The following is a 13,725-nucleotide window of genomic DNA, read 5'->3' on the forward strand; positions in this document are numbered from 1 at the left end:
CGACGGGCTAGCGGGTCCTGAGGTTGCGCAGGTCCTCCTCGATCTGGCGCGCCTCGGCGGCCCTGCCCGCCTTCTCCAGCAGCTTCAGCCTGCCCTGCAACACGTCGCGCAGCAGCTCGGCCAGGCTCTCGTCGTCGTCATCGGCGATCAGCTCGCGCAGCAGGACCGACGCGACCCGCAGCGCGGCGTCGGCGGCGTCGTCCCTCCCCAGCTCCTGCTGGCAGAAGCCGAGCCGGGCGTGCGCCAGCGCCTTGGAGAGCATGTCGCGCGTCACCTGCGTGCCCCGGTGGAAGACCAGGCCGGCCTCCAGCGGCCGGCCCGCCTCCATCAGGGCGTCGCCGAGCATGAGCATCGCCCTGGCCAGCAGCCCGGCCAGTTGCCCCGTGCTCGGTGCGTGCCGCTCCAGCGCCCCGACGGCCTCGCGCAACGGCCCCACAGCCTCGACGGCCAGGTCCCGCATCCTGAGCGCGGCGGCCAGCGTGAGGCTGGCGCCCGCCCGGCTGGTGTGCAGGGCCTCGGCGTTCATGCCCGTGGTCATGAGGTCGTCGTAGATCGCGATGGACTCACGGGCCCTGGCCTCGGCCTCGGTCCCGTCGTCCAGCCCCAGCAGCGGCAGCAGCTCAGAACTCTGGGCCAGCGAGTCGGCCAGGATCGCCCGGTACGTGAGATCGTCGGGCGACCGTCTGGCCAGCGGGATCAGCCGCTCCACCAGCTCGTTCGCCTCGGTCATCTCGTTCAGCATCATGTGGCACCTGGCCAGCCGCTGGAGGGCGAGCGCGTGCTTGACCGTGCGCTCCGGGTGCCCGGTGGCGGCGATCTTCGCGTACTCGACGGCCTCCTCCGCCCGCCCGGACGCCAGCAGGTCGTCGGCGAGCATCGCGGCGATCTCGGCGGCGGCAGCCGGCTTCGGCAGCCGCGTGTAGATCTGCAGCGCCTCGACGAGGTGCGTCATGGCCTCCTGCTTGCTTCCCGAGCTCCGCAGCACCTGGCCCTTGACCTGGATCGCCCGGGCCCGCACCTGGGGCAGCTCCTGGCCCCGCTCCCTGGCCCGGTTCAGCTCGGCGAGCGACCAGGTGGTCGCCTCCAGCGCGGCGTGCGTGCGGTCCAGCGCGGCGAGGGCGGCGCCCAGCTGGGCGTACGTGGCGGCGGCCACGGCCGGGTCGTCCAGCTCGTCGCACAGGTCGGCGGCCCGCTCGCAGTGGGCCAGGGCCTCCACCGTGCGGCCGCGTTCGAGCAGCCCGGCCGCGTACCGGCCGAGGGCGGCCGCCAGTTCCCTGCCGTTCTCCTCCTCGCTCAGCAGGGCGACCGCCTGCTCGGCGACGGCCAGGTCGGCGGGGTCGTACTCGGCGAGGGCGGCGAGCGCCGCACCCAGCCGACCGCGGTACGAGCTGGACAGGGTGGCCAGCCCGAGGTGGACGCGGACGGCCAGCCTGGCCGCCAGGACGGCGCTGTCGGGGTCGCCCGCCTGCGCGGCCGCGGCGGCGAGGCGGGACAGGCATCGGGCGTAGCTGTCGTGCAGGCCGGCGTCGGTGCTCACCGGCACGTGCCGTTCGAGGGCGTCGGTGAACGTCCTGAGCGGCGGCAGCAGCTCGCCCGGCTCGGCGCCGTCCGGAAGGTCGCCCACGTATGCGGAGAGCTCCTCGATCAGGGTCCTGAGCACGTCGGGTGCCGGCAGGGGGCGCATCTTCAGGATCCGGGCGTACAGGGCGATCCCGGCGGCGGGGTCCTCGCGCGCCCGCAGCCTTGCCAGCCGCACCAGGGCCAGCAGGTGCGCGTCGGCCAGGCCGGGCGGCGCGGTGCCGTACTCGGCCATCTTCGCGGTGCCCTCGGCCAGCCGCTCCCTGGCCACCTCGTCCTCGTGCAGCTCGGTCAGGGCGAGGCCGCTCAGCTCCAGACAGGCTGCGGTGATCAGCCTCCTGTCCTTGGCCGATCGCCCGTTCTCCGGCTGTCCGCCCTCCTGCGGTTTGGTCTGCTCCGACGCCAGGACGTCCAGCGCGCGGTTGGCCGACTTGAGCGCGCCCTCCGCGTCCTGCCTGGCGAACCGGATGCCGCCCTGCAGGCGCAGCGCCCCGGCGAGGGCGACGGGGGACTCGATGCCCTCGGACACGAGTGCCGCGTACAGCCTGACCAGCCGGTCCGACGCCGACTCCGCGTCCGCGGGGCAGTCGGAGGAGGACAGCGCGACGGTCTCCAGGACGAGCAGCCCGGCCAGCTCCTTCCCGGACGCGGGGCTCGCTCCGGCCTGCCCGTGGGACTCGATGGCGGTGAGCAGGTGCGGCACGGCCTCCTCGTGGCGGCCCAGCCCCACGAGCGTGCGCCCGAGCGCCGCCGCGACCTGGCCGACGGCGATCGCGTGCGGCCGATCCGGTGCCGAAGCGGCGAGCCTGGGGCGGAGAGCGGCAGTTTGCGTGATCAGCGGAGCCCCGTGCGGGCGCGGCCGTAGACCCGTATGGCGCTCGAGCAGTTCGGACGCCTGCATCGCCAGCGCGAACCCTTCCGCCGCCCGGCCGGCGTCGGCCCAGGCGCGGGCGAGCACTGCCTGGGCGGACACGTAGGCGTGGATCTCGTCCGGCCGGGGTGCGAGCGCCTCCTCGACGGCTTCGCGGCACTCGGCCAGCAACTGCTCCGCCCTGGCCACGGCCTCTTCTGGCCGCCCGCTGACCAGCGACAACATCCAGTGCCTGGCGCCGGCGGGGGCCGGGGGCGGCTGCGTGCGGCCCAGCCGGGCCCGTACCTCGGTGAGGTGGCGCTCGTAGGCCGGGTCCTCCGCGGTCAGGGCGTCGTACAGCTCGGCCGCGAGCTCCAGGTGCGCCACCGCGTCCACGGGCCGGCCCAGCTCGTCCAGGCACAGGCCGAGCAGCCGCCTGGCCCTGGCCTGCGCGTGCCGCCCGGCGGTCAGACCCATGGCCTCCTGCAGCGGGTCGAGCGCCTCCTCGGGCCGGTCGTCGAGCAGCAGCAGCTCGCCCAGTTCCAGCAGCCGCTCCACCAGGGCCGGCCGGTACTCGCTCGGTTCGAGCGCGACCAGCGCCCGCAGGTTCCGCACGGCCTCGGCGGCGGACCTCGCGGCGGCGTCCAGGTCGTCCAGCGCGCCGTGGATACGCGACAGCAGGCCGGCGGCCTCGGTCAGCATGAACCGCAGCCCCGGCTCCTCGCCGGCCAGCCCTCGCAGCCGAGCCGCGGCCTCACCCGCCGGGACCCGGGCGTCGGCCGTCCTGCCGTGGTCGTGGAGCCAGGAGGCCAAGAGGTGGAGGTGGTGGGCCAGGTCGCGGTTGGTGGGCGCGACGCCCTTGACGGCCGTCGTGGCGGCGGCGATGAGCGAGGCCGCCAGCTCGGCGAGGCTGGAGGCGTCGAGCACGTCCAGGGGCGCCAGCGGCTCGGGAATGATCGCCGCCACCGCCGGCGGATCAGACACCACCGGCCCACCAACCGGCCCGCCGATCGGCCCTGCAACCGGCACCGCCGCCGCACCGCTGCCGCCTGTGCCGGGCCCGGTGGCCGCAGCCGCGTCACCTCTCCTCCCCGTGCGGGGCCCGGTGGGGCCGCCTGCATCGCCCGTCCTGCTCCTGCGTGCCCCGGAGGGCCCGGCCGGGTCGCCCGCGCCGGCACGCCCGGGCACGGCCGCGCTGCCCGCGCCGCTCCCGGTGGGCATGGTCACCCCGCTCGCGCCGGCTTCGGCAGGCATGGCCGAGCTGCCACTGCTGGACCAGGCGGACGCTGCGGTGTCGCCTGTGGCTGGCCCGGAGGGGGGAGTGGTCCAGCCCGGGCCGGGCCTGGCCGGCGCTGCCGTGTCGCCTGTGACGGGCCCGGACGGAGGAGTCGTCCAACCTGGACGGGGCCCGGTGGACGCGGTCGTCCTGCCTGGGCCGGACCCAGCGGACGGGGTCGTCCTGCCTGGGCTCGGTCCGGTGGGCGGGGCCGGTCTTCCTGCCCTTGCCCCGGCGGGCGCTCCGGCCGCGGCTCCCGCGGCGGGGGCGGCCGTGGACAGCACGGAAAGGACCGCTGCCAGATCAGCCACGACGTCGGGATCGCCGCCCGCCGCCTGGAACGCCCCGACGGCCTCGTCCGTCCGTCCGACCCCCACCAGCGCACACGCCAGGTTGTAGTCGGCCCGCGCGTCAGCACGCCCCGCGTGACCCTCGTCCTCGGCGAGGAGGCGGAATCTGGCCGCCGCCTCCTGCACCGGCTTGAGCGCACTGCCGGGCTCACCCGCGAGCAGCAAACACGCCCCCAGGTTGTACAGGGCCTCCGCCCGCGCACCCGCCGCCTCGTACGGGGCAGCGGCGGCGAAGATCTCGACGGCCTCCGCGGCCGCGACGACCGCCTCGCCCACCCGCCCCACGGCCGCCAGCCGCCCCGACAACACGGACAGCGCCTCGGCCAGCGCGATCGACTCACCCCTGGCCCGCAGGTGCCGCACCGCCAGCTCGCCGAGCGTCACGCCCAGAGCCCGCAGCCCCAGCGGCGCATCCGGCCGAACCGTCAGCCCGACCGCGGCACCCCCGATCCGCCGATCGTCGGCGAACAGCGCCAGCGCCGCGTTGAGCGCGTCCCCCAGCCGGCTCGCCGGAGCCGAAGCGGCCTCCGTCACCAACCGGTCGATCCTGCTCACCACCAGCGACCGCAGCGCCGACTTGACCCGCGCGGAGCTCGCCGACAGGCGAAGGATGTCGAGCATGCGTACGAGGTGCTGCGGCGTCCGCCCCTCGTGATCGTGCAGGGCGAGCACGAGCTCGTCCAGGCCCTCGGTCTCGGCCAGGAGCCGCTCGGCCAGGACGTCCGGCCCGAGCGGCACCAGCCGCTCCTCCCCGGGGAAGATCCGGCCGAGCCAGCGCGCCACGATGAGGAGCGGTCCATGAAGTCCGGCACCGTCCTCCACGCTCACGCCCTCGTCCTCCTGTCCCGCCTGCTCGGCAGGTGAATCAGGCAGCCGGAGGCCGGGAACGGCCGTCAGCAGCCCGGGCAGCTCGGCGGGAGTGGGGGCGGTCAGCGTGAGCACCGCCACGGCCTGCCGCGCCGTCACGTCGTCCACCCGCTCGTGCCGGGCGGGCCATACGTGGGCCCACTGCTCGTACTCGCGCGCCAGGAACCGGCCGACCAGCCCGCCGGCCACGCCCGCCCAGCGATCGCGACCGCCCAGCCCGTCACCCAGCCGCGCGTCGGCCGCCGCCGCGCCGCCCTTGCGGGCATCCGTCCAGCTCGCGGAGTCGATGCCGCCGTCGCGCAGACGCATGAGGACGGCCAGGTGAACGTGGAGCGGCAGACCGTACTCCGGGTCGTCGAGGGGTGGTGGCGGGGGCAGGGCGGCCCTGCTGGGACCGAACGCCTTCATGGCCGCCAGCGCGTGCTCGCTCCGTTCGGCCAGCGTCAGCGGCCGGGCGTTGAGCTGGACGGTCGTGGTGTTGAGCCGCCGCAGCCAGCCACCCGCCGCCGTGTCCAGCCGCCGCCACCATTCGGCGTCGCCGGGCTCGCGGACCAGCAGCAGGATCCGTACGGGCGGATTGTGCTCATGCTTGGCCAGCCGCCGTACCAGCTCTCCCACCAGCGGTGACGACGGCTCAGGATGATCGACGACCAGCAGCGTCGGCCGCACCGCGTCCAGCACCACCCGTCGCCCCGTCCCCCCGAGAGCCGGCCCCGGGCCCTGCTCCTCTGGGCTCACCCAACCACCGGCCGCCGCCTCGCCGGCTCCCACCGGATCAATGGCGCCCTCAGGATCCAGGAGGTCCCCGACCACCACAGGACCGGCGACCGCCATGCCCTCGCCCGGCAGCGGCCCCAGGTCGCCGGACAGAGGTCCGCAGACGGAGTCCAGAGGCAGGAAACCGGCGTCCCAGCCCGCTCGGGCCAGCTCCTCGCACAGCTCGCCGGCCAGCCTGGTCCGGCCCGTGCCGCTGCGACCGCTCAGCACCGCGATCGACAGAGCTCCCGGCTCGGCGGCCCAGTCCCGCAGGCGCGCGAGCTCCTCGTCCCGCCCCAGGAACGGCACCAGCGCGTGACGCGGCGCCAGCAGCCGCCAGTCGGGGGAGTCCGGAGGCAGCTTCTCCCGGGCGGGGGACAGCAGATTGGACAGGATCACCGACGGGTCGCCCTCGGCCACCGTTTCGAGCCGCCCCGGCGGCACGCCCGCCAGCTCGCAGAACCGCGCGTCACTCAGCAGCGCGGTGACCGGGACGACGTCCAGAGACCGCCGCGCGTCCCCGTCGCGTCCGGCGACGACCACGCCGACGATCTGCCTGGCGGGCTCGGCGAGAAGCGCGGCGCCGGACAGGCCCTCCCAGAGGGAGACCGGCATGGACGCCGGCTCGGGCGTGAGTACGCCGACCGTCAACGCCTTGGACACCGCACCTGTCGGCGCGTCCACCAGCCCCGACACCGTCTGCGCGGTCCTCGACCCGCCCCGCTGCGCCGCCCTGGGGAAACCCCTGGCCACACACCGCAGCCTGTACTGCCCGTCGCCTTCTCCACCGGCCACCCGGGCCCAGCGGACGTGGTCGATGCCGGGAACGTCGCGCCAGGGAGAGCCGCTGCCCGTCTCGTCGGACGGCTCACCCGGCGGCGACCCCACCACCCGCAGCAGCACCGCCCCCGTGCCGCCGCGGCCCCGCCACACCTCCTCGGCCCGCACCCACCGCTCCGACCAGGCCGCCCGGACCTGACAGGGCGCCTCGGGGTCGACCACGTCCGCGGACGTCAGTACGAGATCGGCGCCGATCGCATAGCCCGAACCGGTCAGGCCCGCGAGCTCGTCGTGACCCGAGTAAACCTCGACGGTCCGCTCGAGCCCGTGGCGGTGTGGTGGCATGTCCATGGGCTCCGCCTGTAGGCCTCTTACGTACGTCCGGACGTGCCGCCCCCCGCTCAGCCGTCCCCCCTATCGGCGCTTGATCTCCACTATCGCATTATGGGCCCGAAATTTCTTGGCTTGTCATGCCTTCTCGGTTGTGAGCCATGCCGCAAGCCCCAGGTACACGACCCCGCTCCCCACGTCGAGCCGCCGCCGCACCCGCGCGGACCCGCGTACCCGCCCGGCGAGCGCCGAGGAGAGCATCGCGTACGTGCCGTCAGAGGCCATGCCCAGCACGATCCACAGCACTCCGAGCAGCAGGATCTGAGGCCCGACGGGACCGGCGGCCGGATCGGTGAACTGCGGCAGGAACGCCAGGAAGAAGATCGCGGTCTTCGGGTTGAGCACGTTCACCACGAAGCCCTCCCAGAACAGCCGCTGCTTCGACTGCACGCGGAGTTCGACCGCCTCCTCGGCCTCGCCCCGCCGCACCAGCTTGCTCACGCCGAGCCAGACCAGGTAGGCGACGCCGACGTATTTGACCACGGTGAACGCCGTGGCGGAGGCGGCCAGCAGCGCGCTGATGCCCAGTGCCGCCGCGGCCACGTGGACGATCGAGCCGGCATGGACGCCCAGCACGGAGATCAGTCCCGCGGAGCGGCCTTGGGCGACGCTGCGCGTGACGATGTACAGGACCGCGGGCCCGGGCACCACGAGGAGGCCGAGCGTGAGCACACTGAAGAGAGCGAGTGTCGAGATATCCGGCATGAGGCCATCGTAGGAGCGGCGTCAAAGACTTTCTCGTAGTGCGTCCAGCAGCGCTCCGGTGGCCGGCGGGTGGGGCGGGTCGCCGTAGACGGCGGCGTACACGTGCCTGGTCGAGCCCGGCACCTCGGCCACCTCGACGTCCGGGTGGCGGTGGGCGCGCAACGCGAGCCCCGGCAGCATCGTCAGGCCGAGCCCTGCCGCGACCAGCGCCTGAACGGCCACGATGTCGTCGCTCGTGAACGTGATCCGCGGCGCGAACCCCGCCTTGTCGCAGATGTCCAGCAGGTGGCTGCGGCACCGGTCGCAGCCCGCGATCCAGGACGCCCCGGCGTGATCGGCCAGCCGCCCGTCCGTCGGCTTGTCGGACACCAGGTAGCTGGGGTCGTCGAGGAGATGGATCATGTTGATGCCGCTGTCCTCCGGTGCGGTGTCGTCGTACCGGAAGACCACCGCCACGTCCACCCGCCCGGCCCGCAGCAGCCTGAGCGCCTCCGGCGGCTCGGTCTCGGTGAGGTGCAGGCGCAGCCCGGGGTGCGCGTCGCCGAGCAGCGTGGCGGCGGTCGGGACGAACGTGCCCAGTGCGGAGGGGAAGGCGGCCAGGCGTACGCGCCCAGAACGCAGCCCCACATGGGCGGCCAGCTCCTCGGCGGTGTCGTCGAGACGGCCGATGATCTCCGCGGCGCGTTCGGCGAGCAGCCGGCCCGCGTCCGTGAGCCTGATGCCGCGGCCGGCCCGCTGGATGAGCCGCGCGCCGGTCTCGGCCTCCAGCCTGGCCAGGTGGTGGCTGACGGACGGCTGTGAATAGTGCAGCTCCTTGGCGGCGGCGGTCAGCGAGCCCTTGCGGGCGACCGCGAGAAGCACGCGCAGACGGGTGACATCCAGCATTCATCAATCGTATCTATGGGTTGCACAGAAGACTTCTGTTGGACCTATTGGTCGCGGCGTAGCACCGTAGAAGGGAAGGGCAACTGTCGGCTTCCGCTAGGGGGACACCATGAACATGGCCGCCACCGCACTGGCGAGGCCGGGGCTCGATGCGCTCATGACCGGCATTTCCGGAATCGTGGCCCGGCGGCTCGGGCCGCGCGAGACCGCGTACGCCGTCGCCGGTCTGCTCCGCGACCGCCTGCCCGGCCTCGACCTCCTCACGCCGCAGGAGCGCGAGGGCTCACCCGACGGGTACGTGTCCCACGTGCTGCACGCCCAGGAGGACTTCTCGATCGCGGCCGTGGTCTGGCGGCCCGGGCAAGAGACGGTGATCCACGACCACGTCTCGTGGTGCACGTTCGGCATCCTCAGCGGCATCGAGCACGAGACCCTCTACCGCGACATGGGCGATCACCTGGTGGAGATCGGGCGGGCCGACAACCGGCCGGGAGAGGTCAGCGGCTTCGCGCCGCCCGGTGACATCCACAAGGTCCGCAACAGCAGCAGCGAGATCGGGGTGTCGGTGCACGTGTACGGGGCCGATCTGAACCGGCTCGGCAGCAGCGTGCGCCGCGTCTACGACCTGCCGGTCAGGTAGCCAGTCAGGTGGTCGGCCAGCTCTTTGGGCCGGGCCAGCATGGGGGCGTGGCTGCCGTCGATCTCGTCGGGCCTGATGCCGAGCCGGTCGCGTACGACGCCGCGCATGAACTCCGGCTCGAAGAACCGATCGTCGCGGCACAGCAGGAACCTGGTCGGCACGTCCGGCCACCGCTCCAGCGGCCACGGCTCCTCCAGCGCCTTCTCCGCGTGATCACGCGACCTCGTGAGTGACTCCTCGGCCAGGTCCCTGGGCACGTCGTGCAGGAACAACCCGATCGGGTCGTTCATGTCGCGATGAGTGAAGCCCGTGTTGTCCCACCAGTCGGCCGGCGGCTCGCCGGGCTTCGGGATCATGGCCGTGACCAGCACCAGGAGCTCGGCAGGCACGCGGGCGCACACCAGCGGGCCGACGAAGCCGCCCCACGAGTGCGCCACCACGAGCAGTCGCTCCCTGGGCCCGCCGAGGGCCTCGACCACGGCGTCGGCGTAGTCGAACAGCCCGGCGGACTCGTCCTCGATCGGCAGGGACACCGCCACGGCGTCGTGTCCGCGCCCACGCAGCTCCTCCACCAGCAGATGCCAGTCCCAGGCGGAGCCCCCGCCGCCGTGGATCAGCGCGAACGTCGCCATTTTCAGTACCTCCGCGTCCGACATGCGTGGACCCACTGATCGGGATCGGCCCCATTCTGACACTCGCTCGGCCGGCTCCGGCGATGAGTTTCTGACCCCGGGCACGTCTGTCCATGTGGAAGCCGTACCGACGACACGTGAGGATCGGCCATGGAACCGACCACGAAACTGGACCAGCGCTTCAGCGAACAGAACGCCACCGCGACCCCGTGGTCGCAGGCCCGCGACCAGTTGGAGCGGGCGGAGACGTACTGGTTGACCACCGTACGCCCCGACGGCCGCCCGCACGTCACCACGCTGCTGGCCGTCTGGCAGGACGACGCGATCTACTTCTGCACCGGCGCGGAGGAGCAGAAGGCCAGGAACCTCGAGCGCAACCGCAACTGCGCGCTCACGACCGGCGCCAGCGCCCTGCGCGAAGGGCTCGACCTGGTGGTCGAGGGCGTCGCCGACCGGGTGACGGACTCCGGCAAGCTCAAGCGGCTCGCCGACGCCTGGGGGTCCAAGTACGGCCCCGAATGGCACTTCGGCGTGGGCGACGGCGTGTTCACGCACGCGCAGGGCGGGGAGGCGCTGGTGTTCGAGGTCGCCCCGGCCAAGGTGCTGGGCTTCCGCAAGGGCGAGTACAGCCAGACCACCTGGCGTTTCTGACCACATGCGAAAGGAAATTTGCGCAAATTCTTTTTCGCATCTAGGGTGGGGGTATGGCCGCCGAGAACACCCGCCGCATCAAGGACCTCGACACGCTCAAGGCGTTGGGGCACCCGCTGCGCATGAAGCTCTACCGCGCTCTCAAAGTGGCGGGCACGGCGACCGCGTCGCACCTCGCCGACCAGGTCGACGAGGCCGTCTCCCTGGTCAGCTACCACCTGCGCAAGCTGGCCGCCCACGGCCTCATCGAGGAGGCGGAGGGGAGCGGCGGTGACGCGAGGGAGCGGTGGTGGAAGCCCGCGGCCGCCACCCTGACCACCAGGGACGAGGACTTCCGCGACGCCCCTGAGCGCGCCGCCGTCCACGCCGCCGTGACGCGCATGCACACCCGTCAGCAGCACGAGCTGTTGGAGGAATTCCTCGACACGCAGCCGACCTGGGGTGATGCCTGGCGCAGCGCGGCCTTCACCTCCGAGCACCTGATGTCGCTCACGGCCGACGAGCTGAGCCGCTTCGCCGAGGAGCTCCGAGAGCTGGCCGAGAAGTGGCGGGCCCACGGAAAGGCGGCCCGCGAGGCCGGCGACACCGACGGCCGCGAGAGCGTCGCCGTGCACATGTACGGCTTCCCCTTCCGCCCGTGGAGTCCCGGACATTGACCAAGGAGAGCCCGATGGACCCGGAGCTGTACCTGTACGTCGAGAAAGTGCGAGCCCGCGAGCTGCGCGCCGAGGCGGACCGCCACCGCCTCGCGTCCCGTTCGTCGGTCTTACGTACGTGGGAGACCCGCCTGGGCTGGGCCCTGGTGGAAACCGGCCTCCGCCTCGTCCACCGCCGACCTGTGCACTACTGATCGAGGCGAGCTGGTGCCGCTCTCCCGGGGACCTGGATCAGGCGGAACGCCTCGTGCCCCTCATCGCTCCGTCTTGAGCTCGTGGCAACCGACGAACCGGAACATGAGCTCACCGAGCTCCAGAGGCCGGGGCCGGCCGGTGAAGCGGTGAACCCCGACCCCGAACCCCGCATCCGGATCCGACACCCACCGCAGTTCGAAACCCTGTTCCTCGAACCAGTCGCAGATCCGCGGCACGAGATCGGGAGCCTCCCGATGCCGCGTCCAGATCACCGTGCCACCCGTGGCGCACAACTGCGGGAAGAACCCGACGGTCCGCTCGATGTCCTCATCGGTGACGTCGCCCCGGCGCGGATGCTCCTGCAGCACGGGAAGGAGATCACGCCCTTGCCCCGCACAGGCTGATCACCTTCACCGGACCCGCCGGAGCGTCATCGAGCGCCTGCCGGGTCTGCTCCTGAACGACCCGCAGCCGCCGCGCCAAGCGTGAGTCCGGGCGATCGTATTCGTCATGCCACACGCGCCAGTCCATGCCGTGACCATATGGGCGGCCCCCGGCCGAATCCCAGCGAATAATGGGCGCAGAGCTGAAGGGGGCACGGTGATACGGCTTGTCGCCCGTGTGTGGAGGTCGCTGGGCGGTCGCCTGCAGTGGCGGCTGGTGTGGCTGAGGCACGCCACGTTCATGGTCGGCGTCACCGGCGTCGTACGAGACGATGAAGGGCGGGTGCTCCTGCTCAAACACCGGCTGTGGCCGGAGGGCCGCCAGTGGGGATTCCCCACCGGCTACGCGAAGCGAGGGGAGACGTTCGAGGGCACCGTCGAGCGCGAGGTCCTCGAGGAGACCGGCCTGACCGTGAAGGTCGGCCGGCTCGTACGGCTGAAGAGCGGCTTCAGGTTACGGCTGGAGGTGGCCTACGAAGCCGTGCTCACGGGCGGCACGCTCGAGATCGACCCCTGGGAGATCCTGGAGGCGAAGTGGTGCCCGCCCGACCGGCTGCCCGAGGGGACACAACCGTCCCACCAGCGACTCCTCCAGGAATGTTCACATCTCTGACGGCGGCCTACACGCCCAGCGGCGAAGGAAGGCTCAGCTCGTTCAGGAACAGGGCCTCCGTGGTCGCGACCCTCCGCAGCTCCTCCAGGTCCACGCGCTCGTTCGGCGCGTGGATGGCGGCGTCCTCGTCCTCCGCCCCGAACAACAGGATCTCCGCCGCGGGGAACTGCTTCAGCAGCGTGTTGACCAGCGGGATCGACCCGCCCGCGCCCACGTCCCGCGGCGGGCGGCCGAAGGCGCGGGTCATCGCGCTGTTCAGCGCCGCTCGCGCCTTCCCTCCCGAGTCCGCCTGGAAGCCCGAGCCCACCGTGAGGTCGCTGAACGTCACCTGCGCGCCCCACGGCGCCACCTGCCGCAGGAACTCGACCACCGCGTTCGCCGTCGTCTTCGGGTCTCCGGCCGGCGGCACCCGGACCGTCACCCGGGCGCGCGCGACCGGCTGCACCGCGTTGACCGCCCCCGACACCGTCGGCACGTCGAGCCCGGTGACCGTGATCGCGTAGGAGGACCACAGCCGGTCAGCCAGCGCGCCGGAGCCCACCAGCGACACGCCGTCCAGCACGCCCGCGGTCTTCCTGAACTCCTCCTCCGACGGCCCCTGGCCCAGGAAGGTCCCGCGCGGCAACCCCGGCACCCGGATGTCGCCGTTGTCGTCGTGCAGCGAGGTCAGCATGCGCATCAGCGCGGCCAGCGCGTCGGGGGCGGCGCCGCCGAACGAGCCGCTGTGGACGGCCTCGCGCAGCGTCCGGACCTCGACGGTGAAGGCGGCCATGCCGCGCAGCGACGTGGTGACGGCCGGGTCGCCGACGCGCGGGTTGCCGGTGTCGGCCACCACGATGCAGTCGGCCCGCAGCAGGTCGGGGTTGCGCTCGACGAACGCCTCCAGGCGCTCGCCCGCGTACTCCTCCTGGCCTTCGATGATCACCTTGATGCCCACGGGGAACCGGCCCTGGAAGGCGCGCAGGGCGGTGACGTGGGAGATGATGCCGGACTTGTCGTCCGCGCAGCCACGCCCGTACAGGCAGCCGTCGATCAGGGTCGGCTCGAACGGCGGCGTGCGCCACGCGGCCGGGTCACCGGCGGGCTGCACGTCGTAGTGGGCGTACAGCAGGACCGTGGGCATGCCGGGCGGGGCAGGGGCCTCGGCGTAGATCGCGGGGAAGCTGCCCTCGACGGGCACCTGCTGGACGCGGGGGAGGCCGACGGACCGCAGCAACTCCTCCGTCATCGCGGCGGCGGCCAGCACGGGCTCCTGCGGATGCCCGGGGAAGGCGACGGACGGGATGGCGGCAAGTCGCTTGAGCTCCTCGACGGCCTGGGGCATCGAGGCGGCGACAGCGCTCTCAATCTGGTCAGGAGTCACGGCAGGGTCCCCCGGGGGTGGTTCTTATCGAATGTGACAGTTCGGGTCTCATTGGATCACAGAAGGTCCCGGCGTACGTAGCCCGGCAGGATCCT

General features: G+C 72.8%; 12 protein-coding genes. 5 read left to right on the plus strand and 7 right to left on the minus strand.

Features of this window, described 5'->3' with window-relative positions:
* Positions 1 to 7: 7 nt before the first annotated feature.
* The 3 genes from ID574_RS24885 to ID574_RS24895 form a co-directional block, all read right to left on the minus strand.
* Positions 8 to 6,808, minus strand: a complete 6,801-nt coding sequence (locus tag ID574_RS24885) for an ATP-binding protein (protein WP_188191340.1) — start codon at positions 6,806 to 6,808, stop codon at positions 8 to 10.
* A 117-nt stretch (positions 6,809 to 6,925) separates the two neighbouring features.
* Positions 6,926 to 7,552 (minus strand): LysE family translocator, encoded by a 627-nt coding sequence (locus tag ID574_RS24890; protein ID WP_188191341.1) that lies wholly within the window; start codon positions 7,550 to 7,552, stop codon positions 6,926 to 6,928.
* Positions 7,553 to 7,573: 21 nt separating this feature from the next.
* Positions 7,574 to 8,437 (minus strand): LysR family transcriptional regulator, encoded by an 864-nt coding sequence (locus tag ID574_RS24895; protein ID WP_188191342.1) that lies wholly within the window; start codon positions 8,435 to 8,437, stop codon positions 7,574 to 7,576.
* Positions 8,438 to 8,546: 109 nt separating this feature from the next.
* Here ID574_RS24895 and ID574_RS24900 point away from each other — a divergent pair, with 109 nt between their 5' ends.
* Positions 8,547 to 9,077 carry a cysteine dioxygenase family protein gene (locus tag ID574_RS24900; RefSeq protein WP_188191343.1) on the plus strand — a complete coding sequence of 177 codons (531 nt, stop codon included), beginning with the start codon at positions 8,547 to 8,549 and terminating at the stop codon, positions 9,075 to 9,077.
* Here ID574_RS24900 and ID574_RS24905 read toward each other — a convergent pair.
* On the minus strand, positions 9,056 to 9,709 hold the full coding sequence (locus ID574_RS24905; RefSeq protein ID WP_188191344.1) for an alpha/beta fold hydrolase: 654 nt from the start codon (positions 9,707 to 9,709) through the stop codon (positions 9,056 to 9,058). The two genes, ID574_RS24900 and ID574_RS24905, sit on opposite strands and share 22 nt — an antisense overlap.
* Positions 9,710 to 9,859: 150 nt before the next feature.
* Between ID574_RS24905 and ID574_RS24910 the strand changes: the two genes are divergently transcribed.
* Genes ID574_RS24910 through ID574_RS24920 form a run of 3 tightly spaced genes read left to right on the plus strand, consistent with a single transcriptional unit; the run spans position 9,860 to position 11,210 of the window.
* Positions 9,860 to 10,360, plus strand: coding sequence for a pyridoxamine 5'-phosphate oxidase family protein (locus tag ID574_RS24910; protein ID WP_188191345.1), 501 nt, complete (start codon positions 9,860 to 9,862; stop codon positions 10,358 to 10,360).
* A 53-nt stretch (positions 10,361 to 10,413) separates the two neighbouring features.
* On the plus strand, positions 10,414 to 11,016 hold the full coding sequence (locus ID574_RS24915) for an ArsR/SmtB family transcription factor (RefSeq protein ID WP_188191346.1): 603 nt from the start codon (positions 10,414 to 10,416) through the stop codon (positions 11,014 to 11,016).
* 14 nt (positions 11,017 to 11,030) lie between these two features.
* The gene (locus ID574_RS24920; protein WP_188191347.1) at positions 11,031 to 11,210 is read left to right on the plus strand and encodes a hypothetical protein; all 180 of its coding nucleotides are present in this window, start codon (positions 11,031 to 11,033) and stop codon (positions 11,208 to 11,210) included.
* A 60-nt stretch (positions 11,211 to 11,270) separates the two neighbouring features.
* On the opposite strand, the gene ID574_RS24925 is transcribed toward ID574_RS24920, so the two are convergent.
* Together ID574_RS24925 and ID574_RS60045 are read right to left on the minus strand one after the other, a co-directional pair.
* On the minus strand, positions 11,271 to 11,579 hold the full coding sequence (locus tag ID574_RS24925; protein ID WP_223167033.1) for a hypothetical protein: 309 nt from the start codon (positions 11,577 to 11,579) through the stop codon (positions 11,271 to 11,273).
* Between the two features lie 10 nt (positions 11,580 to 11,589).
* Entirely contained in the window at positions 11,590 to 11,742 is a 153-nt protein-coding gene (locus ID574_RS60045) for a hypothetical protein (protein WP_223167034.1), read from the minus strand.
* A 69-nt stretch (positions 11,743 to 11,811) separates the two neighbouring features.
* Here ID574_RS60045 and ID574_RS24930 point away from each other — a divergent pair, with 69 nt between their 5' ends.
* Positions 11,812 to 12,267 carry an NUDIX domain-containing protein gene (locus ID574_RS24930; RefSeq protein WP_188191348.1) on the plus strand — a complete coding sequence of 152 codons (456 nt, stop codon included), beginning with the start codon at positions 11,812 to 11,814 and terminating at the stop codon, positions 12,265 to 12,267.
* 7 nt (positions 12,268 to 12,274) lie between these two features.
* Here ID574_RS24930 and ID574_RS24935 read toward each other — a convergent pair whose 3' ends face one another.
* Positions 12,275 to 13,630: a dipeptidase gene (locus ID574_RS24935; protein ID WP_188191349.1), complete on the minus strand. Its 1,356-nt coding sequence runs from the start codon at positions 13,628 to 13,630 to the stop codon at positions 12,275 to 12,277.
* Positions 13,631 to 13,725: the final 95 nt, after the last annotated feature.

The sequence above is a fragment of the Nonomuraea sp. SYSU D8015 genome (assembly GCF_008065375.1).
GTDB lineage: Bacteria > Actinomycetota > Actinomycetes > Streptosporangiales > Streptosporangiaceae > Nonomuraea.

Bases quoted from the DNA above. Each gene is read 5' to 3' on its own strand.
- ID574_RS24895 (WP_188191342.1), bottom strand. From the start codon at position 8,437: ATGCTGGATGTCACCCGTCTGCGCGTGCTTCTCGCGGTCGCCCGCAAG.
- ID574_RS24900 (WP_188191343.1), top strand. From the start codon at position 8,547: ATGAACATGGCCGCCACCGCACTGGCGAGGCCGGGGCTCGATGCGCTC.
- ID574_RS60045 (WP_223167034.1), bottom strand. From the start codon at position 11,742: ATGGACTGGCGCGTGTGGCATGACGAATACGATCGCCCGGACTCACGC.
- ID574_RS24885 (WP_188191340.1), bottom strand. From the start codon at position 6,808: ATGGACATGCCACCACACCGCCACGGGCTCGAGCGGACCGTCGAGGTT.
- ID574_RS24920 (WP_188191347.1), top strand. From the start codon at position 11,031: ATGGACCCGGAGCTGTACCTGTACGTCGAGAAAGTGCGAGCCCGCGAG.
- ID574_RS24910 (WP_188191345.1), top strand. From the start codon at position 9,860: ATGGAACCGACCACGAAACTGGACCAGCGCTTCAGCGAACAGAACGCC.
- ID574_RS24905 (WP_188191344.1), bottom strand. From the start codon at position 9,709: ATGGCGACGTTCGCGCTGATCCACGGCGGCGGGGGCTCCGCCTGGGAC.
- ID574_RS24890 (WP_188191341.1), bottom strand. From the start codon at position 7,552: ATGCCGGATATCTCGACACTCGCTCTCTTCAGTGTGCTCACGCTCGGC.
- ID574_RS24915 (WP_188191346.1), top strand. From the start codon at position 10,414: ATGGCCGCCGAGAACACCCGCCGCATCAAGGACCTCGACACGCTCAAG.